General features: G+C 72.4%; 20 protein-coding genes. 13 read left to right on the plus strand and 7 right to left on the minus strand.

What is annotated here, in order from left to right; translation table 11 throughout:
- Positions 1-85 precede the first annotated feature (85 nt).
- A complete protein-coding gene (locus tag ACQPZA_RS12045) occupies positions 86-1,765 on the minus strand; it encodes a CocE/NonD family hydrolase (protein ID WP_433280534.1) in 1,680 nt (559 codons plus the stop codon).
- A 320-nt stretch (positions 1,766-2,085) separates the two neighbouring features.
- On the opposite strand from ACQPZA_RS12045, the gene ACQPZA_RS12050 reads away from it, so the two are divergent.
- The 4 genes from ACQPZA_RS12050 (at position 2,086) to ACQPZA_RS12065 (ending at position 6,732) form a co-directional block, all read left to right on the plus strand.
- A complete protein-coding gene (locus ACQPZA_RS12050; protein ID WP_169396428.1) occupies positions 2,086-3,201 on the plus strand; it encodes a sugar ABC transporter substrate-binding protein in 1,116 nt (371 codons plus the stop codon).
- Between the two features lie 83 nt (positions 3,202-3,284).
- Positions 3,285-4,058, plus strand: a complete 774-nt coding sequence (locus ACQPZA_RS12055) for an ATP-binding cassette domain-containing protein (protein ID WP_169396427.1) — start codon at positions 3,285-3,287, stop codon at positions 4,056-4,058.
- Entirely contained in the window at positions 4,058-5,533 is a 1,476-nt protein-coding gene (locus tag ACQPZA_RS12060; RefSeq protein WP_433280537.1) for a sugar ABC transporter permease, read from the plus strand. The genes ACQPZA_RS12055 and ACQPZA_RS12060 overlap by 1 nt, the downstream gene beginning before the upstream one ends.
- The gene (locus tag ACQPZA_RS12065) at positions 5,530-6,732 is read left to right on the plus strand and encodes an ROK family protein (RefSeq protein ID WP_433280540.1); all 1,203 of its coding nucleotides are present in this window, start codon (positions 5,530-5,532) and stop codon (positions 6,730-6,732) included. Before ACQPZA_RS12060 ends, ACQPZA_RS12065 begins: the two co-directional genes overlap by 4 nt.
- Positions 6,733-6,800: 68 nt before the next feature.
- Here ACQPZA_RS12065 and ACQPZA_RS12070 read toward each other — a convergent pair whose 3' ends face one another.
- Entirely contained in the window at positions 6,801-6,941 is a 141-nt protein-coding gene (locus tag ACQPZA_RS12070; protein WP_169396424.1) for a hypothetical protein, read from the minus strand.
- Between the two features lie 353 nt (positions 6,942-7,294).
- Complete coding sequence (locus ACQPZA_RS12075) at positions 7,295-7,906, minus strand: DUF1989 domain-containing protein (RefSeq protein WP_433280543.1); 612 nt, start codon at positions 7,904-7,906, stop codon at positions 7,295-7,297.
- 448 nt (positions 7,907-8,354) lie between these two features.
- Between ACQPZA_RS12075 and ACQPZA_RS12080 the strand changes: the two genes are divergently transcribed.
- From ACQPZA_RS12080 to ACQPZA_RS12100, 5 genes are read left to right on the plus strand one after another with little or no spacing between them, the layout of a single operon-like run.
- Positions 8,355-9,395 carry an ABC transporter substrate-binding protein gene (locus ACQPZA_RS12080; RefSeq protein WP_433280545.1) on the plus strand — a complete coding sequence of 347 codons (1,041 nt, stop codon included), beginning with the start codon at positions 8,355-8,357 and terminating at the stop codon, positions 9,393-9,395.
- A complete protein-coding gene (locus tag ACQPZA_RS12085) occupies positions 9,392-10,180 on the plus strand; it encodes an ABC transporter permease (protein ID WP_169398394.1) in 789 nt (262 codons plus the stop codon). The genes ACQPZA_RS12080 and ACQPZA_RS12085 overlap by 4 nt, the downstream gene beginning before the upstream one ends.
- Positions 10,173-10,940, plus strand: a complete 768-nt coding sequence (locus ACQPZA_RS12090; protein WP_433280547.1) for an ABC transporter ATP-binding protein — start codon at positions 10,173-10,175, stop codon at positions 10,938-10,940. The genes ACQPZA_RS12085 and ACQPZA_RS12090 overlap by 8 nt, the downstream gene beginning before the upstream one ends.
- Before the next feature lie 30 nt (positions 10,941-10,970).
- Positions 10,971-11,225, plus strand: a complete 255-nt coding sequence (locus ACQPZA_RS12095) for a hypothetical protein (RefSeq protein WP_433280549.1) — start codon at positions 10,971-10,973, stop codon at positions 11,223-11,225.
- A 36-nt stretch (positions 11,226-11,261) separates the two neighbouring features.
- A complete protein-coding gene (locus ACQPZA_RS12100; protein WP_433280551.1) occupies positions 11,262-12,149 on the plus strand; it encodes a dihydrodipicolinate synthase family protein in 888 nt (295 codons plus the stop codon).
- Positions 12,150-12,230: 81 nt separating this feature from the next.
- On the opposite strand, the gene ACQPZA_RS12105 is transcribed toward ACQPZA_RS12100, so the two are convergent.
- Genes ACQPZA_RS12105 through ACQPZA_RS12120 form a run of 4 tightly spaced genes read right to left on the minus strand, consistent with a single transcriptional unit; the run spans position 12,231 to position 16,177 of the window.
- Positions 12,231-12,866: a LutC/YkgG family protein gene (locus ACQPZA_RS12105; RefSeq protein ID WP_433280553.1), complete on the minus strand. Its 636-nt coding sequence runs from the start codon at positions 12,864-12,866 to the stop codon at positions 12,231-12,233.
- On the minus strand, positions 12,863-14,332 hold the full coding sequence (locus tag ACQPZA_RS12110; RefSeq protein ID WP_433280555.1) for a LutB/LldF family L-lactate oxidation iron-sulfur protein: 1,470 nt from the start codon (positions 14,330-14,332) through the stop codon (positions 12,863-12,865). The genes ACQPZA_RS12105 and ACQPZA_RS12110 overlap by 4 nt, the downstream gene beginning before the upstream one ends.
- Positions 14,329-15,141 carry a (Fe-S)-binding protein gene (locus tag ACQPZA_RS12115; protein WP_433280557.1) on the minus strand — a complete coding sequence of 271 codons (813 nt, stop codon included), beginning with the start codon at positions 15,139-15,141 and terminating at the stop codon, positions 14,329-14,331. The genes ACQPZA_RS12110 and ACQPZA_RS12115 overlap by 4 nt, the downstream gene beginning before the upstream one ends.
- A gap of 19 nt (positions 15,142-15,160) precedes the next feature.
- Positions 15,161-16,177, minus strand: a complete 1,017-nt coding sequence (locus ACQPZA_RS12120; protein WP_169398401.1) for a LacI family DNA-binding transcriptional regulator — start codon at positions 16,175-16,177, stop codon at positions 15,161-15,163.
- 266 nt (positions 16,178-16,443) lie between these two features.
- On the opposite strand from ACQPZA_RS12120, the gene ACQPZA_RS12125 reads away from it, so the two are divergent.
- From ACQPZA_RS12125 to rhaS, 4 genes are read left to right on the plus strand one after another with little or no spacing between them, the layout of a single operon-like run.
- Complete coding sequence (locus ACQPZA_RS12125) at positions 16,444-17,958, plus strand: sugar ABC transporter ATP-binding protein (protein ID WP_433280559.1); 1,515 nt, start codon at positions 16,444-16,446, stop codon at positions 17,956-17,958.
- Positions 17,955-19,010 carry an ABC transporter permease gene (locus ACQPZA_RS12130; RefSeq protein WP_433280561.1) on the plus strand — a complete coding sequence of 352 codons (1,056 nt, stop codon included), beginning with the start codon at positions 17,955-17,957 and terminating at the stop codon, positions 19,008-19,010. Before ACQPZA_RS12125 ends, ACQPZA_RS12130 begins: the two co-directional genes overlap by 4 nt.
- A complete protein-coding gene (locus tag ACQPZA_RS12135) occupies positions 18,997-20,061 on the plus strand; it encodes an ABC transporter permease (protein ID WP_433280563.1) in 1,065 nt (354 codons plus the stop codon). Before ACQPZA_RS12130 ends, ACQPZA_RS12135 begins: the two co-directional genes overlap by 14 nt.
- A 13-nt stretch (positions 20,062-20,074) precedes the next feature.
- Complete coding sequence (gene rhaS, locus ACQPZA_RS12140; protein ID WP_433280565.1) at positions 20,075-21,172, plus strand: rhamnose ABC transporter substrate-binding protein; 1,098 nt, start codon at positions 20,075-20,077, stop codon at positions 21,170-21,172.
- The last annotated feature ends 1 nt before the right edge of the window (position 21,173 follow it).

Below are 21,173 nucleotides of genomic sequence, written 5' to 3' on the forward strand. Positions count from 1 at the left end.
CCAGGCTAGGCCGGGATCTGCCACCCACCGGCCGGTCGTGGCCGGATCTGTGTCACTTCCGGCTCGACCGCCCACTGACCGCCCGTCAGGGGGCCGCCACCGGGAGCACCACGCGTGAGCGGCCGTCCACCGCGATCGTCCGGTGTGACGGGAGTGTCCGCGTGCCGTCGGCGGCCGGCTCGTCCGTACCGAGGTTGCGGGCGAAGCGCGGGTGGGCGCCGCCCGCCACCAGCAGCCGGATCCGGTGCCCCGCCGCGAACCGGTGGGCCATCGCGTCGAGGTCCACCCGCACGACCCGATCTGCCCGGTCCGCGTCGACGAGCCGCACGAAACCGTCGGAGACGTTGCGCGAACGGCCCTTCGCGTCCACGTCGCAGATGCGGACGAACAGGTCGGCGTGCGGGTTGTCGCTGGTGTGGGCGAGCTCCACCACCGGGCTCCCGACGACCTCCAGGTCAGCAGGGAGCGGCGGCCCGGTGAACGTCACGACGTCCGGCCGGACCTCGAGCGCGCGGTTGTCCCGCACGCCACTGCCTCCGGCCAGTACCCGGCCACCGACCGACGGGGTCGGGTGGTCGGGGTTGTAGGTGAACATGACGGGGAGGGCGCCCGCAGCCGGTGCGTCACTGCCGAGCGCGCCGGCGGGCTGCAGGTGCAGCACCTGGCTGCCGGCCGGCGGCGGCCACTCCGGCAGGCCCCGCCAGCCACCGTCGGCACCACCCACGTGGATGCGGACGGGCGCGGGCCTGCGCGTGCCGGGCCGGCCGGCCAGGTGCTCACCCAGCCAGTCGAGGGTCTCGCGGGCGATGACGCCGCTTCCCTTCCCCGCCAGGTCGGTGTGGGTCCAGGGCCCGATGGTCAGGCCGACGTCGACCCCGCGGCGGTGCAGGTGCTCGTACCCGGCGAGGGTCTGGTCGAGGAACAGGTCCTGCCAGCCGCCGATCACCAGCACCGGGACCTGCACCCGGTCGAGAGCGGCGTCGAGCCGCATGTTCTCCCAGAACGGGTCGTCCGCGTCCGGCCGGGACGCCCAGTCCGGGTACCAGGGTGCGCGGCCGGAGAGCAGCGCCTCCCCGGCGGAGACGAGCGGCAGGTCGTGGAAGGCGGGCCGCAGGCGACGGGCCGCCGTCACGGCGCGCAGGAGCGCCTGCCCGCCGGTGGCCACCTCCTGGTGGGCCACCATCTCGCTCCACCCGAAGAAGTCGCCGAGGGAGAACGCGCCGGCGCCGTGCACCGCGCGGTGGAAGTCGTGCGGGGCCATGGTCACCACCGCCGTCCGCAGCTCCGGCGGCGGATCCATGAGCAGCGCCCACTGCGTGAACCCGAGGTAGGACGGTCCGAGCGTCGCGAGCCGCCCGTCGAACCAGGGTTGCTCCCGCATCCAGGCCACCGTGTCGTGGCCGTCGGCGATCTCGTGCCGCATCGGGGTGAACACGTCGCCGGAGCCGAACGTGCCCCGGCAGCTCTGCAGCAGCACGTGGTAACCGCGGGCCGCGTACAGCCGCGCGGAGAACAGGGCGTAGATCGATCCCCGGCCGTACGGGCCGCGGACGAGCACCGTGCCGAGCGCGGGTGTGGTGGTCGGTGAGTAGAGGTCGGCGACGAGGTCGATGCCGTCGCGCATCGGCACGCGCAGCCCGCGGGTGACCGTGTACCCCGACTCCTCGGGCCGGCGCAGCACCAGCGCGGAGACCATCCGGTCGACGAGCCGCGCGCCGCGGCCGGGTGGGCTGGTGTCAGGGCTCGGCTCGACCGTCGTCGTCATCGCTCTCCTCGTCGTGAGCCGGGGCGCGGCGGGGAGTGCCGGCGCCGGAATTGCGGCAGAGCCACTTTCCCGCAATAGGGCGGGAGAAACCGGACCCTGCCGCAATCCGGACGGACGCGGGTCGCCCCGGATCACACTGTTTTCTGCCACTCAGGGTGACCGCGACAACAAACTCGGGTGGTCGTCACGAAATCGTGACCTCACAGTGACGACTTGAACGATCCAGTGTGCTTGGCGCCACTCCGTTGGGGGACATACGTTGTCCGTCACAACATTCCCCCGCACCCGCGGGGATCCCCGACGCTGTGGAAGGACGATCAATGCGCATCAGGAGAGCCGCGATCGCGGCCGCGGGGCTGGGGCTCGCCCTCACGCTCGCCGCGTGCGGTCAGAACGCCGCCGCCCCGTCCGCGCCGTCCGCGAGCTCTGCTCCGGCCGGCGGGGTCAAGGTCGGGGTGATCCTCCCCGAGACGGCCAGCTCCGCCCGCTGGGAGGGCTTCGACAAGCCGCTCCTCACGGCGGCGATGCAGGCCCAGGGCCTCGACGCCGACATCCAGAACGCGCAGGGTGACGAGCAGAAGTTCTCGACACTCGCAGACGGAATGATCTCCAGCGGGGTCAAGGTGCTGGTCATCGCGTCGATCAGCAGTGAGTCCGGGGCCGCCGTCGCCGCGAAGGCCAAGGCCCAGGGCATCCCCGTGATCGACTACGACCGCCTCAACCTCGGCGGCACCAGCGACTACTACGTCTCGTTCGACAACACCAAGGTCGGCGAGCTGCAGGGCCAGGGTCTCGCCCAGGCGCTCACCGGTAAGCAGGGCGGCCAGGTGATCGAGATCGAGGGCGCTCCCACCGACAACAACGCCACCCTGTTCCACAACGGCCAGGAGAACATCCTCAAGCCGCTGTACGACAACGGCACCCTCAAGCTGGTGCAGTCGCAGCCCATCGACAACTGGGACAACCAGCAGGGCGGCACCACGTTCGAGCAGATCCTCACGAGCAACGGCGGCAAGGTCGACGGCGTCGTCGCCGCCAACGACGGCCTGGCGGGCGCGATCATCACCGTGCTCACCAAGTACGGCCTCAACGGCAAGGTCCCGGTGACCGGCCAGGACGCCACCCCCGACGGCCTGCAGGCCATCCTGCGCGGCGACCAGTACATGACGGTCTACAAGCCGATCGACCAGGAGGCCGAGGCCACCGCCAAGCTCGCCGCCGCACTGGCGAAGGGCGACACGGCCGCCGCCGACGCGATCGCGACGCAGACCGAGAAGGACCCGAAGGGCAACCGCGACGTCAAGTCGGTGCTGCTCACGCCGCAGCTCATCACCAAGGACAACGTCAAGACCGTGGTCGACGCCGGTGCCGTCAAGGCGTCGGAGATCTGCGTGCCCGCCACTCAGGCCGCCTGCGACCAGCTCGGTATCAAGTAACACTCGACCCTCGTGCGCGGGTGCCGTCGTCCGGTAGTGGCACCGGGGGGCGGCACCCGCGCACGGGCACCGGAGGTGCCCGCATGACTGACCCGATCCTGCAGCTGCGCGGGGTGAACAAGAGCTTCGGCGCCGTCCAGGTGCTGCACGACGTGGACCTCACCGTCCGCGCCGGCGAGGTCACCGCACTCGTCGGCGACAACGGCGCCGGCAAGTCGACGCTCGTGAAGTGTGTCGCCGGGATCCATCCGATCGACAGCGGCGACGTGGTGTTCAACGGCAGCCCGGTGACGCTGAACGCGCCCACCGACGCCGCGAAGCTCGGCATCGAGGTCGTCTACCAGGACCTCGCGCTGGCGGACAACCTCGACATCGTCCAGAACATGTTCCTCGGCCGGGAGCGCGGCAAGTCGTGGCTGCTCGACGAGGCCGACATGGAGCAGGCCGCCCGGCGGACCCTCGCGTCGCTGTCCGTGCGCACCGTGACGTCCGTCCGGATGCCGGTCGCGGCCCTGTCCGGTGGGCAGCGGCAGACCGTCGCCATCGCCAAGGCCGTGCTCTGGGACTCCAAGGTGGTGCTGCTCGACGAGCCGACGGCTGCGCTGGGCGTCGCCCAGACCCGTCAGGTGCTCGACCTCATCAGGCGACTCGCCGAGCAGGGCCTCGGCGTCGTGCTGATCAGCCACAACATGGCTGACGTCTTCGAGGTCTCCGACCGCATCGCCACCCTGTACCTGGGCCGCATGGTGGCCCAGGTGCCCACCAAGGACATCACCAACACGCAGGCCGTCGAGCTGATCACCGCGGGCCGTTCCGGGGATCTCGGCCTGCAGCGACCCGAAAGCGTGACGGTCTGATGACGGCACCCACCGAGGGCCCCGAGAAGGCCCAGACGGAACAGAAGTCCCCGCCGACGAGCGCGGCCGAGCGCGCGGCGCCGGCCTCGTCACGCGCGGCTGACTTCGGCATCGACACCACCGCGAAGTCCACGGGTGAGGCGATCCGGGGCTACCTGGTGAGCCTGCGCAGCGGTGACCTCGGCGCCCTGCCTGCCCTGCTCGGCCTGCTGGCCCTGTTCGTCCTCTTCACCGCGCTCGCGCCGGACACGTTCCCGAGCCTGCTGAACCTGGCCAACCTGCTCCAGCAGGGCGCCGGGCAGACCATCATCGCGATGGGCCTGGTGTTCGTGCTGCTCACCGGCGAGATCGACCTCGCGGCAGGCACCGCGTCCGGCCTCACCGCCTCGGTCATGGCGCTGCACCTGGTGAGCAACGGCAACCTGCTCGGTGCGATGGGCACCCCCGTGTTCCTGCTCTTCGCGGTGGTCATCGTCGTCGCGATCGTGCTGGCGGTGCTGCTGAAGATCTGGGCCGGCGCGATCGCCTCCGCGGGTGCGCTGCTGCTCCTGGTCATCGGGTTCCCCCCGAACCCGTGGCTCGAGATGCTGCTCGCCGTCCTGGTCGGGGTGGTGATCGGCTGCCTCACCGGCTTCCTCGTCGCGAAGGTCGGCATGCCGTCGTTCGTCGTGACGTTGGCGCTGTTCATCGCCTGGCAGGGCGTGATCCTGCAGCTGATCGGTGACGGCGGCACGCTGGGTCTGCGCGACCCCGTGATCGCCGCCGTGGCCAACGGCAACCTCTCCACGCTCGGCAGCTGGATCCTGTTCGTCGTCGCCGCCGGAGGTTATGCGGCGGTCATGCTCAACCGCCAGGTCTCCCGCCGCAAGCTCGGGCTCGTCGCCCAGCCGACGGGCCTGGTGCTGATCAAGACGATCGCCGTGGTGGTGCTCGCCGCCGTGGCGACCTACCTGCTCACGGTGAACCGCTCCCCGGGTCAGCTCCCGATCTCGGGCGTGCCCTACGTGGTGCCGCTCGTGCTCGTGCTCCTCGTCGCCGGCACCTACGTGCTCGACCGCACCCGTTTCGGCCGGCACGTGTACGCCGTCGGCGGCAACCGGGAGGCCGCGCGCCGCGCCGGTATCGACGTGGTCCGCATCCGGGCCGCCGTGTTCGTCATCTCCACGGCGTTCGCGGCGATCGGCGCCATCGTCTACTCGTCGAAGGTCGGGTCGGTGTCGCCCAGCGCGGGTGGGGGCAACACCCTGCTGTTCGCGGTCGGTGGCGCCGTCATCGGTGGCACGTCGCTGTTCGGCGGCCGTGGCCGGATCAGCAACGCCGTGATCGGTGGTGCGGTGCTGGCCATGGTCAACAACGGTCTGGGCCTGCTCGGGCAGCCCGCGTCCGTGGTCTTCCTCGTCAACGGGATCGTGCTGCTCCTGGCTGCGGGGGTGGACGTGCTGTCGCGGCGGCGCTCGGCGGTCGCCGGCAGGTGAGTCGCACCTGGGGTGGCGACGGTGGCGGCGGTCCGTCCGCCGCCACCGCGGGTGCGCGGCCCGACGAGGCCAGGCGGCACAACCGCGCAGCGCTGCTGCGACGCCTGCACGTCGACGGCCCGTGTACGCGGGCCACCCTCGCCAGTGAGCTCGGGCTCAACCGCAGCACGATCAAGGCGGTGGTCGACGGCCTCGCGGAGAGCGGTGTCGTCACCGAGGCGCTGCCCGCGCGGCGCAATGGGGCCGGGCGGCCCTCCCTGATGGTGCTGCCCGAGCCGGAGGCGGCCGTCGTGCTCGCCGTCGACGTCCGGGTGGAGCAGGTGGCGATGTCGATGGTCGGCATCGGCGGGCAGGTGCTCGGCCGGCACAGCTGGAACCTGCACCACCGCACCCGGACACCGGGCGAGGTGATCACCCACGTCGCGGAGTCGGCGCAGCTGCTCGCCGACGAGCTGGCGGTGACCGCGCTGGGCGTGGGCGTGTCGGTGCCGGGTGTGGTCCGGCGTGACGACGGGTTCGTGCACGAGGCCCCCAACCTGGGCTGGCGCGACATCTCCCTCGGGGCCCGGCTGGTCACGGTGCTGAAGGTCCCGGTGCAGGTGGCGAACGACGCCGAGCTCGGAGCGCTCGCCGAGCACGTCCGCGGCGACGCCCGCGACGTGGACGACCTCGTCTACATCTCGGCGGACAAGGGCGTGGGCGGCGGCGTGATCTCCGCCGGGGTGCCGCTGCGCGGCACGCGCGGGTACGTCGGCGAGCTCGGCCACCTCGTCGTCCGGCCCGGGGGCCGACCCTGTTACTGCGGGTCCCGGGGCTGCTGGGAGACGGAGGTCGGGGAGGCGGCGCTGTGCCGCGCTCTCGGGCTCGCCGAGGACACCCCCCGTGGCGTCCTGGTGGCGGAGCTCCGGTCGCTCGCCACCGTCCCGCTCCCCGGCCCGCTCGACGAGTTCGCCGAGTGGCTCGCCACCGGGCTCGTCACCGTGGTGAACATGATGGCGCCGGAGCTGGTGGTGCTCGGAGACCTGTTCACCGCGCTGCCGCCTGCCGTGGTGGCGGAGGTGCGCACGATGGTGCACGAGCGCAGCCTGGTGAGCCGTGCCGTGGGCGGCACCCGGATCGAGACGAGCCCGCTCGGCCGCGACGCGAAGCTGGTCGGCGCGGCCGAGCTGGCCTTCGAACCGATCCTCGGCACCGTCTGAGCGCTTCCGGGGGGAGCAGAGCACGGCGTCAGGGGTAGCGGTTGTTCTTCTCGGCGGTCGGGTTGTTCTCAGCCGTCGCGGTAGTTGCGACGGGCCTGCCAGGTCTTGTCCATGTCGTAGTTGGCCCTCTTGACCTCGGCCCACCAGCGCCCGATGAACATCCCGGCGAACACCCCTACCGCCAGGATGAGCCACATTGCAGTCGTCATATGTCACCTCCAGTGAGAGCCTGCTCGCAGAGAGCGATATGTGTGTTACGCGTCATACTGCGGAGGAGTTGGGCGGCACGATCGTGTCGGTGGACGGCAGCAGATGGTCACCGGGCTGCGGGGGTTGATCGGTCCGAGATCCGTGTTTCCGCCCTGGGGAGGGCCGATGGGGGGATCTCGCGGCGATCATGGATCTGTCGGCCGGGGGAGATCGCTACGAGTCGCACGTCATGGCCCCGTGGAGGGCGGTCACGTGCGGTTCGCGGCGATCACGCCGGCCCGCGCGGATCGGGCGACTCGCGCACGCGGACCGGGCGACTCGCGGGGGCGGAGTGGGCGACTCGCGGGGTGGGTCAGGTCTCGGGGTGGGGGAGGACCTCGATCATCAGCGGTGACAGGGGGCCCGCGTTGATCCCCACGATGTCCTGCGGGCAGGCGGAGACGACGACGGTGCAGTCCAGCACGGCCTCGAAGGTGATCGAGTCGCCCGGGGCCGTGGGGGCGGCCAACCAGCGCAGCTGCCCGTCGGGCTCGACCGGGATCCGCATGAAGACGTTGATCGGTTGCGGGGTCGGTCCGGCGTAGGCGTGCCCGACGGCCGCGAGGGCCTCCCGCAGGTTCTCGGCGCAGGAGCGGTGTCCGGCGGCCCCGAGCGCCGCGTACCGCTCGGGGTCGCACGCGGCGATGAGCATGTCGTGCTGCCCGGGCGAGGTGTCCTCCACCAGCGTCAGGATCGGGCGCCGCCGCTGGGTGACGAAGTGCTCGCCGACGGCGGGGAAGAGCCTGCTCGTGACGGCCCGGGTGTGCGACGCGCTGTGGTGCTCGGTGTCGGTGAACGCGAAGACGTCGCCGACCTGCCCACCTTCGGGGTCGACCACCCGCACCCGCTCGCCGGCGCTCACCCGCACGGCCCGGCCGGTGCCCGCCGGGACCGGCACCCGCGTCGTTCCCGGGGAAACCTCCATGCCTGCACCCAACGTGGACGGGCGGGCGGTGTCGAGAGGCGCCCGACAGGATCACTTCCGTTTCGCCGGGCTGCGGGCGGGAAGGACCACACCGTGCGGCGACCGCGGCAAGGGGCGATCCGGCTGTTCGACGCGGGCGCCGGTGGGCGATCGGCCGGCTCGTGCTCGGTCGGTGATCACCGACGGGGCGCCGGTGTCGTTCGACCCTGTGCTCAACGCCCGTCCGCGGGTCCGTCCGGTCCGGCTGCTCAGCGGACTACGTGAACGGGCCTATACGGGATCACGACGTGGACGTGACGCAGACCCCACTGCGCTGCGTCGGACGCCCTGGCCCCGTATCCTCGCCCCGACCCGCGGGAGCCCGCGTTCCGAGGCTGAGAGGGCGGCAGGATCGGCCGCCGACCGTTCGCACCTGACCCGGTTAGTACCGGCGTAGGGAGGAACCCTCGTGAGCGGCGTACGCCCGTATCGGCCCGCCATCGTCCTGTTCGCGGTGCTGGCGGTCCTGCTGGCCGGATGCGCCGGCACCGGGGGTGGCGGTGGGGCCACCCCGGCAGGCCTCCAGACGATCCGCGTCGCGCTGGACTGGACGCCGAACACCAACCACACCGGCCTCTACGTGGCGCAGCAGGAGGGCTGGTTCCGCGACGCCGGGCTGGACGTGCAGTTCCTCCCGTACAACAACACCTCGCCCGACACCCTCGTGTCGGCGGGCGCCGCCGACTTCGGCATCAGCTTCCAGGACTCGTTCACCTTCTCGAAGGCGGCGGGCGCGGACATCACGTCGGTGATGGCGATCCTGCAGCACTGGGCCACCAAGATCGCCGTGAAGGCCGACCGGACCGACATCAACTCCCCGAAGGACCTCGACGGCAAGACCTACGGCGGGTTCGGCGGGCCGGGCGAGGAGCCCAAGATGAAGGCCGTCATCCGCGACGCAGGCGGCAAGGGCGACTTCACCACGGTGGTGCTCGGCACCTCGGCCTACGAGGCGCTCTACAACGGGCAGGTCGACTTCACCGAGCCGTTCATGGCGTGGGAAGGCATCGAGGCCGAGCTGCACAACCAGCCGCTCAAGACCTTCTCCTACACCGACTACGGCTTCCCCGACGCCTACAACGTGCTGCTGATCGGCAACAGCCCCTGGCTGCAGGCCCATCCCGACCTGGCCGCCAGGTTCGTGCAGGCGGCGCAGCGCGGCTACCAGCTCGGCGCCGACGACCCGGTCAAGGCCGCCCAGCTGCTGATGGACGCCAACCCCGGCGTGTTCACCGAGCCGGAGCTCGTGATGCGCAGCCAGCAGATGCTCAGCGAGCAGTACCTCCGTGACCCGTCCGGCAAGGTCGGTACGCAGACGCTGGACAAGTGGGCGGGCTTCTCGGGGTGGGTCTTCGACTCGGGCGCGCTGACCGGGCCCGACGGCAAGCCGCTCACCCAGCGACCCGACTTCTCGACCTGGTTCACCGACCAGTACCTGGCGAAAGCATGAGCGTGCGACGGACGGGCGGGCTGCGCACGGTCTCGGCGGTCGTGCCGTCGCTCGTGCTCGTCGCGCTCGGGCTCGTGGCCTGGCAGTGGTACGTCACGGCGGCCGACGTCCGGCCGCAGATCCTGCCCTCGCCGCTGCGGGTGGCCACCCAGGGCTGGGCGTTCCGCGAGCAGCTCTGGGCGAACACCCTGCCGACGCTGCAGGTCACGGCCGTCGGGTTCGGGGTCTCGCTGGCGCTGGGCTGGGCGCTGGCGGTGGCCGTGGACTTCTCCCCGTGGCTGCGCCGCGCCCTCACCCCGCTGCTGGTGGCGTCGCAGACCCTGCCGATCATCGCGATCGCGCCGCTGCTGATCATCTGGTTCGGCTTCGGGCTGCTGCCCAAGGTGCTGGTGATCGCGCTCGTCACGTTCTTCCCGATCGCCGTCGGGCTGATCGAGGGGTTCGCCGCCACCGACCGGCAGGCCACCAACCTGCTGCGCAGCATGGGCGCGTCGCGGTGGAAGCAGTTCCGCTACGTGCGGCTGCCCGGGGCGATGCCCTCGTTCTTCACGGCGTTGCGCATCGGCATCACCTACGCGGTCACCGGCGCGATCTTCGCCGAGTACGTCGGCGCCACGGCGGGGCTCGGGATCTTCATGAGCCTGCAGAAGAACTCCTTCCGCACCGACCTGGTGCTCGCCGCGGTGGTGGTGACGGCGCTGCTGTCGGTCACGCTGTTCGTGCTCACCTACCTCGTCCAGCGGCTGGTGATCCCCTGGCACGGGAAGGAGCGCCGCCGTGCCTGAGCCGGGCCACGAGACCAAGCTGCTGCTCGACGACCTCCGCAAGGTCTATCCCGGGCTGCCGGTGCTCGACGGGGTCACCTTCGACGTCGCGCCCGGCGAGTTCGTCTCCGTGATCGGGCCGAGCGGCTGCGGCAAGTCCACGCTGTTCAACGTGATCGCGGGCCTGGAGCGCCCCGACTCCGGGCGCGTGCTCGTCGACGGCGACGACGCGACGGGGCGCGTCGAGCCGTTCGCGTACATGCCCCAGCAGGACCTGCTCTTCCCGTGGCGCACCGTGCTGGACAACACGACGCTGGGCCTGGAGGTGGCCGGGATGTCGCGGCGGGCCGCCCGGGAGCGGGCCCGGCCCCTGTTCGCCGAGTTCGGCCTGGACGGGTTCGAGTCGGCCCACCCGTACGAGCTGTCGGGCGGCATGCGGCAGCGGGCGGCCCTGCTGCGCACGGTGGTGCAGGACCGCGCGGTGCTGCTGCTCGACGAGCCGTTCGGGGCGCTGGACTCGCTCACCCGCACGGACATGCAGACCTGGCTCGACGGCGTGCGCGGCCGCCACGGCTGGACGGTCCTGCTGATCACCCACGACATTCGGGAGGCGGTGTTCCTGTCCGACCGCGTCGTGGTGCTCGGGCCGCGTCCCACCCGCGTGCAGCGCGAGGTGACCGTCGACCTGCCCCGGCCCCGGGACATCGGGCTGATCACCTCGTCGGAGTTCGCCGCCGTCGAGGAGGAGCTGCTCGCGGTGCTGCGGGACCGGTCCCGGTGAACCACAGGACGTCCTCGTAGCATGCCGGGAGTGCGACTGACCCGTAGCGCCCGCAAGCACGGGGTGGCTGCCGACGACATCCGCCGGGTACTCGCCGCGCCGCTGCGCACCGTGGTGCAGGGCGAGGTCGAACTGCACATCGGCCTGACGGACGCCCGCGACCTGATCGAGGTGGTGGTGGCGCCGGGGGACCCCGTGATCGTGCTGCATGCGATGCGGCTGCGGCCTGCGAACTACCGGTACCTCACCTGGCCGGCCCCGGCCCGTTCCGGCGGGCCGTCGTAGCGCCACCGGGGAGCGCCTCCCGATTACAGTCGCGGCATGCCCGCTCACACTCCCCGCGCCGACGTGCTGGCCGCGGTCCCCACGCTCGTCGACGAGTCAGGTGAGATCGACACCGCGGCCAACCGCGCCTTGCTCACCGGGTTGGTGGGTCGAGTGGACGGCGTCTTCGTCGCCGGCACGACCGGCGAGTTCCCGGCCCTGCACCGCGCCGAGCGCCGTGACCTCGTCGGCCTCGCGCTCGAGATCTTCGGCCCGGACCGCGTGGTGGCCCACATCGGAGCGGCCGCCACCCGGGACGCGGTCACGCTCGCCCGCGACGCCGTCGCGCTCGGGGCGACCCGCCTCGTGGCGATCACGCCGTACTACCTGGCCGTCGACACCGACGCGGTCACGCGGCACTTCGCCGCGATCACCGCTGCCGCCGGGGACGCCGTGGTCTACGGCTACCTGTTCCCCGACCGCACCGGCGTCGCGGCGGACGCCGAGGAGTTCGCGCGGACGTCCGCGGAGACCGGGCTCGCCGGGGCGAAGCTGAGCGGCGCCGCAGCCGGCCTGCTGGCCGAGTTCGTGGCGGCGCTGCCGGCCGGCACCCCGCTGTGGACCGGCCACGACTCCGCGCTCGCCGCGGCCGTCCGGGCCGGGGGCCGGGGCGTCGTCTCGGGGCTCTCCTCCGCGTTCCCGGCGCCGCTGGCCGCGCTCGCGGACGCCGTCGCCCGTGGGGACGCAGAGGCGGAGCGCACGGCCCAGGCCGAGGCCGACGAGGTGGCCGCCACGCTCGCCGGCAGCCCGGAGGCGATCAAGTACGCGCTGGCCCGTCAGGGCATCGGCGCCGAGGTCATGCGGATGCCCGCGCCGCTGGTGAGCGCTGAGCGGCGAGAACGGATCGACCGCCTGGTGGCGGCCGCCGCGGCGCCCGTGGCCTGACCCGTCGCCGGATCCGGGTGATCGTCGCGAGCCGTACGGGGGCGCCCCTCGAGGGGCTGAGACGTGCGGCTCGTCGCGATCTCACGATCCGTCCGTGAGCACCACGATCAGTGTCCGGGGGCCGTGCACGCCCTCCACGCGCTCCAACTCGATGTCGCTGGTGGCCGACGGTCCGCTGATGAACGTGATCGGGCTCGGTGGGTGCAGTGCCGCCACCAGCTCCGGCACGGTGTGCACCACCTGGTCGGCACGCACCACGCAGACGTACACGTCGGGCACGAGGGTGAGCGCCCGGCGCCCCTGGTCGGGGGAGCCGTCCAGGGCGATCGTGCCGGTGGTGGCGCACGCCGCCGCGCAGGCGGTGACCACGGCGGCGGACGCGTCGAGGTCGGCGGGGGAGAGGGTGCCCACCCCGTCGGCGCCGTCGACGACGGCTCCGGGCACCCAGTCGTCCGGCAGGCCGGGCGGCACCACGACGGGCCCGGTGAGCTGCGCCAGCGCGGCGCGGATCGCGGCCGGCACGCCGTCGGCGGGGGCGTCGATCACCGTGGCCTTGTAGTCGACGAGCCGGTCGCGGAACAGCGCCAGCACCTCGGGTGCGCCGGGCGGGTGGTCGCCGCTGCGGTGGTAGTCGCGCGGGACGTCCGGTGGCGGCGGGGCGCCCGCCCCGCGGTTGGCCTCCCGGATGCGGGCCAGCACGTCCTCCCGGGCGCTCATGACGTGCCCCGCTCGCGGGCCCACCACTCGCGGAAGGTCTCCGACGGCGGACGGGGGGCGTCCCGGCTCCCCGTCCAGGCGGACAGGGGTGGCGGGAGCGTCGAGATCCGGCCGGCGGACCGGCCGAGCAGGCGGCCGAGCCGGGACGCCTTCTCGGCGGCGGCGAACCGTCCGGGCGAGGACATCAGCCACGACGCGGCCGCCATCGAGAGGGCCTCCGCGCTCGGGACCGAGCGGGCGCGCTGGGCGTCGACGTGCTGGGCCCGCAGCCGCACCAGCAGCGAGGGGATGTCGATCCGCACGGGGCAGGCGTCGAAGCAGGCCCCGCACAGGCTCGACGCGTAGGGCAGCGACGCGTTGTCCTCCACGCCCGTGAGCTGCGGCGAGAGCACCGCGCCGATGGGCCCGGGGTACACCGAGCCGTACGCGTGCCCGCCCGTGCGCTCGTACACCGGGCACACGTTGAGGCAGGCCGAGCACCGGATGCAGTGCAGGGCGGCGCGGCCCACCTCGTCGGCCAGCGTGGCGGTGCGCCCGTTGTCGAGCAGGACGAGGTGGAAGGTCTGCGGCCCGTCTCCGGGGGTCACCCCGGTCCACGCGGACGTGTAGGGGTTCATCCGCTCGCCGGTGGAGCTGCGGGGGAGCAGCTGCAGGAACACCTCGAGGTCCTGCCAGGTGGGCACGACCTTCTCGATGCCCATCACCGTGATCAGCGTCTCCGGCAGCGTGAGGCACATCCGCCCGTTGCCCTCGGACTCCACCACGAGCAGCGTGCCGGTGTCGGCCACCCCGAAGTTGGCCCCGGAGATCGCCACCTTCGCGCGCAGGAACCGCTCCCGCAGGAACGCCCGCGCGGCCATCGCGAGCCGGCGCGGTTCGGAGGTCAGCGCCGGGTCGACGCCGGGCATCTCGCGCAGGAAGATCTCCCGGATCTCCGCGCGGTTGCGGTGGATCGCCGGCACCAGGATGTGGCTGGGCTGGTCGTGCCCGAGCTGGACGATCAGCTCGGCGAGGTCGGTCTCGTGCGCGGCGATCCCGGCGGCCTCGAGCGCCTCGTTGAGCCCGATCTCCTGGGTGGCCATCGACTTGACCTTGACGACCTCGGTCTCGCCCGTCTCCTGCACCAGCCGGGTGACGATGGCGTTGGCGTCGTTGGCGTCGCGGGCCCAGTGCACCACGCCGCCGCGGGCCGTGACCTCCCGTTCCAGGCGCTCGAGGTGCTCGTCGAGACGCGCCATGGTGGCGGTCTTGAGTGCCTCGCCCGCCAGCCGCAGCTGCTCCCAGTCGGGAAGCTCCGCCACGACCGACGCGCGCTTGGTGCGGATGACGCGGGTGGCGTGCCCGAGGTTGCGCCGCAGCTGGGAGTCGGCCAGCGCGCCGCGGGCGGCGTCCGGGAACGACTGCGTGCCCCGCAGGTGGCCGACCCCGGGCGGGGCGACGGCCGGCATGCCCAGGTTCGTCGTCATCGCTCACCCACGGTGTGCTCGGCCGGTGCGTCGAGCTGGCGCGGTGCCAGCGTCTCGCTCGCGAGCTCAGTGGTGGCTCCGACCTCCGTGCCGGCCAGGATCTCGGCGAGGTGGACCGTGCGCGTCCCGCTGCGCAGCCGCGACAGCCCGCCGCCGATGTGCATGAGGCACGACGCGTCGCCCGCCGTGGTGACCTCGGCGCCGGTGTCCAGGACGTTGCGCATCTTGTCGGCGAGCATGGCGGTGGACGTGTCGGCGTTCTTGATCGCGAACGTGCCGCCGAAGCCGCAGCACTGCTCGGCCTCGGGCAGCTCCAGCAGCGTCATGCCCCGCACGTGGCGCAGGAGCCGCAGCGGCTTGTCGCCCACCCGCAGCATGCGCAGGGAGTGGCAGGTGGGGTGGTAGGTGACGCGGTGCGGGTAGTAGGCGCCGACGTCCTCCACACCGAGCACGTCCACCAGCAGCTCCGACAGCTCGTAGGTGCGCGCACCCACCCGCTCCGCCCGTTCGGCCAGCGCGCCGTCACCGCCCCCGCGGGCGACCATCGCGTGCTGATGGCGCACGGAGCCGACGCACGAGCCGGACGGCGCGACGATCACGTCGTAGGGCTCGAACACCTCCACGTGGTGGCGCACCAGCGGCAGCGCCTCGCGCTGGTAGCCGGTGTTGACGTGCATCTGCCCGCAGCAGGTCTGCGCCGCGGGGAAGACGACCTCGTGGCCCAACCGCTCGAGCAGCGTGACCGTGGCCCGGCCGACCTGCGGGTACAGGGCGTCAGCCAGGCACGTCACGAACAGGGCGATCCTCATGCGCTCTCCCTACTCCACCTCAGGCCACAGTGCTCGATCGCAGGGGCCCGAGCCCGGTGGACGCCCGCACCACCAGCTCCGGAGCGAACACCACCTGCTGGTGCTCGTGTCCGTCCGGGCTGCGGGCCTCGGCGAGGAGCAGCTCGGCTGCGGTCCGTCCGAGCCGGTGGCGCGGCTGCGCCACCGACGTCAGGGGAACCGCGGCGGCCTCGGCGAACTCGATGTCGTCGTAGCCGACGATCGCGAGGTCCTCGGGCACCCGCAGGCCGAGCCGCACCATCTGCTGCAGCAGCCCGAGCGCGAGCAGGTCGTTGGCACAGAACGCCGCCGTGGGGCGGCGCGCGGCGGGGAGCCCGGCGATCCGTTCCCCGGCGCGGCGGCCCTGGGCGACGTCGAGCCGGGCGGTCTCCAGCACGGTCAGCTCCCCGGTGCCGGCGCGGGCGACCGCCCGTTCGGCCCCGGTGATGCGGTCGCGCACCTGCCCGATCGTGCGTGGGCCGCCGACGAAGGCGATCCGGCGGTGGCCGCTGTCGAGCAGGTGGGTGACCGCGAGGTCGCCGCCGAGCAGGTCGTCCACGGTGACCGAGCAGTGCCCGGGGCCTGCGGCGCGGTCCACGACCACGACCGGGGTGCCGCGTGCGGCCAGCGCGCCGATCCGCGGGTCGGCGGCGTCGACCGGGGTGATGAGCACGCCCTCGACGCGTTGCTGTTCGAGCAGGTCGAGGTAGGCGGCCTGGCGCTCGCGGTCCTCGCCGCTGTTGCACAGGAAGAGCGCGAGCCCGGCGGCGTCGGCGGCCTCCTGCACCCCGCGTGCGACGTCGGTGAAGAACGGGTTGGTGGCGTCGAGCACGACGTAGGCCAGCGTGCGGCTGCCCCCGCCCCGCAGCTGGCGCGCCGACTCGTTGCGCACGAAGCCCAGCTCGGCGATGGACGCGAGCACGCGCTTGCGGGTGCGCTCGCTCACCAGCTCCGGCCGGTTCAGCACGTTGGAGACCGTGCCCAGCGAGACGCGGGCGTGGGCCGCCACGTCCTTCATGCTGGGCGTGCTCGATCCCGCCACCACGTTGTCAGCTCCGATCCTCGACCTTGCTGCGCGCAGCATGCCGTGCGCTTCTGAAACGTACAAGTGCGGCAGGCCGGGGTCAGTCGGGTGGTCCGCAAGCCGGACGGGTGAGGAGAACCGGCCGGATGCGAACAGCCGCTTGTACTGGCGGTTCGGTCTTGACACCCTCTTGTCGACGGTCGTACGGTCGCCCGGCTCACGTTTTGAAACGTTTCACCAACGACGTTGGAGGGGGCCGCATGGCGAGCCCAGAGCCGGGCAGGCCACTGCTCGCGGTGCGCTCGGTGGCGAAGTCCTTCGGCGCCGTGTCCGCCGTCCGGGACGTGTCCTTCCCCCTGTACGGCGGCGAGGTGCACGCGCTGGTGGGTGAGAACGGCGCAGGCAAGTCGACGATCGTCAAGATGCTCGCCGGGCTGCACCGCCCCGACACGGGAACCATCGAGCTCGACGGGCAGCCGGTGGAGCTGCACTCGCCCGCCGACGCGCTGGCCGCCGGCATCGCGGTGATCTACCAGGAGCCGACGCTCTTCCCGGACCTGTCGGTGGCCGAGAACATCTTCATGGGCCGCCAGCCGCTGCGCTCGGGGCGCCGGATCGACCGCCGCGCGATGAACGCCCGCGCCGCCGCCCACTTCACCCAGCTGGGGGTGGCCATCGACCCCGACCGGCCCGCCCGCGGCCTCTCCATCGCCGACCAGCAGATCGTCGAGATCGCCAAGGCACTCTCGCTCGACGCCCGCGTGATCGTGATGGACGAGCCGACCGCCGCGCTCACCGGCGTGGAGGTGAAGCGCCTGTTCGCCGTGGCCGAGTCGCTGCGCGCGGGCGGTGCGGCGCTGCTGTTCATCTCCCACCGCTTCGAGGAGATCACGGCCCTGTGCCAGCGGGTCACGATCATGCGCGACGGGGCCCACGTCTCCACCGACCCGATCGACGAGCTGACCGTGGACGAGATGGTGCGCCGGATGGTCGGCAGGCCGCTGGACACCCTCTTCCCCAAGCACGACGTCGTCCCGGGCGGCGTCGTGCTCGAGGTGGAGGGCCTCACCCGCGCCGGGGTCTTCGCCGACGTGTCGTTCCAGGTGCGCGCCGGCGAGATCGTCGCGCTCGCCGGCCTGGTCGGGGCCGGGCGCTCGGAGGTGGTGCAGGCCGTGTTCGGCGTGGACCCGCGGGACTCCGGCGAGGTGCGGGTCGACGGGAAGTCGCTGCGCGGCGGGTCGCCCGCCGCGGCCATGCGCGCCGGCGTCGCGCTCGTGCCGGAGGACCGCAGGCAGCAGGGCCTCGTCCTCGACGCCTCGATCGAGCGCAACATCACCTCCACCCGCCTGGGCAGCCTCGCGAAGCTCGGTCTGCTCGTCGGGGGAGCGGAGCGGCGCTTCGCCCGCGACTGGGCGGCGCGCCTGCAGACGAAGTACTCCCACCTGACCGACCCCGTCGGCCGGCTCTCCGGCGGCAACCAGCAGAAGGTCGTGCTGGCCAAGTGGCTCTCCACGCAGCCGCGCGTGCTGATCGTCGACGAGCCCACCCGCGGCATCGACGTCGGCACCAAGGCCGAGGTGCACCGGCTGCTGTCGGACCTCGCCGCCGACGGCGTCGCCATCGTGATGGTGTCCTCCGAGCTGCCCGAGGTGCTCGGCATGGCCGACCGCGTGCTCGTGATGCGCGAGGGCGAGCTGGTGGCCGAGCTGCCGCGCGCGGAGGCCACCGAGCAGACCGTCATGTTCGCGGCCACCGGGCAGGGGGCCGCGGCATGACCACCGCACCACCCACGTCCACCGGTCCGGCGTCGTCCGTCGAGCAGGACAAGGCCGCAGAGTCGCGCGTCGGGCTCATCCTGCGGGCCCGCGAGCTCGGCATCGTCCTCGCGCTCGCCGCGCTCGTGGTGGTCACGGCCGTGGTCAACCCCCGGTTCCTCTCCGGGCAGAGCATCCGCGACCTCGTGCTGGCCGCGGCGATCATCGTCGTGCTCGCCGTCGGGCAGGCCGTCGTCGTGATCACCCGCAACATCGACCTCTCGGTCGGCTCCGTGCTCGGGCTCTCCGCGTTCGCGGTGGGGTCGCTGCTACAGGCGGCTCCCGGCGTGCCGGTGGTGGTCGCGCTGCTGGTCGGGTTGGCCTTCGGGGCGGTCTGCGGCCTCGTCAACGGCGTGCTCGTGCGATTCGGGAACGTCCCCGCGCTGGTCGTCACGCTCGGCACGCTCTACGTCTACCGCGGGATCGGCTTCTTCTGGGCGGGCGGGCAGCAGATCAACGCCGACAAGCTGCCGCCCGGGTTCCTGGCCTTCGGCACCGCGGGAGGGCTCGGGGTGCCGTGGCTCATCATCATCGCGCTCGTCGTGGTGCTCGTGGCCGGGCTCTACCTGCGCACCTACCGCAGCGGGCGGGAGCTCTACGCGATGGGCTCCAACCCCGAGGCCGCGCGGCTGGCCGGGATCCCGGTCGGGCGCCGCACCCTGGCCGCGTTCGTGGTGAGCGGCGCGCTCGCCGGACTCGCCGGGGTGCTGTTCGCCGCCCGGTTCGGCACGATCGACGCCTCCGCGGGCACCGGCATGGAGCTCAACGTCGTCGCCGCCGTCGTGGTCGGTGGGGTCGCCGTCTTCGGGGGCAGCGGCACGATCTGGGGCGCCGCGATCGGCGCGCTCCTGCTCACCACCATCGGCAGCGCGCTACCCGTGCTCGGCATCGACCAGTTCTGGCAGCAGGCCATCGTCGGGGCGCTGATCCTGCTCGCCATCGGCACCGACCGGGTGGTGGCCGCCCGCATCGCCGCCTCGCTGCGCCGAAGGGAATCCCATGTCGTCTCCTGACCTGTCCCCCCGGCGCCTGCTCGGCAGGCTCACGTCCTGGGACGCCGCGATCATCGGCGTGCTGATCCTGTTCGTGATCATCGCGTCGTTCACGGTCGACAACTTCGCGTCGAGCCGCAACTTCTCCTTCCTGGTGCTCGACCTCGCACCGATCGCCCTGATGGCCCTGCCGATGACCCTGATCATCGTCACCGGGGAGATCGACCTCTCGGTGGCGAGCACGCTCGGGCTCGCCAGCGCCGTGATGGGCGCTATGTGGGAGGGCGGCCTCCCGATCGAGACGATCATCCCGGTCTGCGTGCTCCTCGGCGCCGTGCTCGGTGCAGTCAACGGCACCTTCGTCACCGTGTTCGGGCTGCCGTCGCTGGCGGTCACGATCGGCACCCTGGCGCTCTACCGCGGCCTCGCGTTCGTCGTGCTCGGCGACCGCGCCGTGGCCGAGTTCCCCGAGAGCTACACCGACCTGGTCACCGGCCGCATCGGCGACACGGGCATCCCGCTGCTGCTCATCCCGCTCGTCGTCCTCGGGCTCGTCTTCGCGGTCGTGCTGCACGTGACCCCGTTCGGCCGGTCGCTGTTCGCCATCGGCGCCAACGCCGAGGCCGCCCGGTTCTCCGGCACCCGCGTCACGCGCGTCAAGTTCTGGCTCTACGTCGTCAGCGGAGCCGTCGCGGCGCTCGCGGGCGTGCTGTGGACGCTGCGCTACTCCAGCGCCCGCGCCGACAACGGCACCGGCCTCGAGCTGGCCGTCGTCGCGGCGGTGCTGCTCGGCGGGGTCTCGATCTTCGGCGGCCGGGGCACCCTCTGGGGGGTCATCGCCGGTGCGCTCCTGCTCACCTCGCTGCAGAACGCGTTGCGCCTGGCCGACGTCTCCAACGAGGCACTCAGCGTCGTCACCGGTCTGCTGCTCATCGTCTCCGTACTCGCGCCGAACCTGGCGAGCAACAGCCACGCCGCTCTGCGGCGGCGCCGGCGGCCCGACCCGCCGCCGCCCGCCTCCCCGAATCCCGACCCCGCACCGTCACCGACGCCGGCCGTCCGGTCCTCCTGAAAGGGAAACCCCCATGTCCCTGCGCTCCACCAGACCGGGCTCCGTCCGCAGGCTCGCCCCTGTCGCGGTCGGGCTCGTGCTCGCCGTCGGCCTCTCGGCCTGCGGCGGCACCACCCGCGACTCGTCCGCCGGTGACACCGGCGGCTCCACCGGCGCCGCGGCGGCCACGGCCAACCCGGACGCGCCGATCCGCGAGGGACTCAAGATCGCCTTCCTGCCCAAGCAGCTGAACAACCCGTACTCCGACATCGAGGCGGGCGGCGGCCAGACGGCCGTCACGGAGCTCAAGGGCGACTACAAGCTCGTCGGCCCCAACGACGCGAGCGCGTCGTCGCAGGTCAGCTACATCAACACGCTCATCCAGCAGCAGCAGGACGTCATCGGCATCGCCGCCAACGACCCGAATGCGGTGTGCCCGTCGCTCAACCAGGCCCGCGACGCCGGCATCAAGGTCGTCGCGTTCGACTCCGACGCCGCGAAGCAGTGCCGCGACGTCTTCGTCAACCAGGCCACCACGCAGGGCATCGGCGAGACGCTCGTGAAGATGACCCACGACCTCACCGGCGGTCAGGGCGACATCGCGATCCTGTCCGCCACCCCGAACGCGACCAACCAGAACGCCTGGATCGCGGTGGTGCAGGAGGAGCTCAAGAAGCCCGAGAACGCCGGCATGAAGCTGGTGGCCACCGTGTACGGCAACGACGACGACCAGAAGTCGTTCCAGGAGGCCCAGGGCCTGCTGCAGACCTACCCGAACCTGAAGGCGATCGTCTCGCCCACCACGGTCGGCATCGCCGCGACCGCGCGGTACGTCTCCAGCTCCAGCTACAAGGGCAAGGTCGCGGTCACCGGGCTGGGCACGCCCAACCAGATGCGGGAGTTCGTCAAGGACGGCACCGTGTCGCAGTTCGCGCTCTGGAACCCCGCCGACATCGGCTACCTCGCGGGCTACGCCGGGGCCGCTCTCGCCTCGGGACAGATCACCGGCAAGCAGGGCGAGACGTTCACCGCGGGCAAGCTCGGCAAGTACACGATCGGCGCCGACGGCGAGATCGTCCTCGGCCCGCCCACGGTGTTCAACGCCCAGAACATCGACCAGTTCAACTTCTGAC

The organism is Pseudonocardia xinjiangensis, from assembly GCF_050948425.1.
GTDB classification, from domain to species: Bacteria; Actinomycetota; Actinomycetes; order Mycobacteriales; family Pseudonocardiaceae; genus Pseudonocardia; species Pseudonocardia xinjiangensis.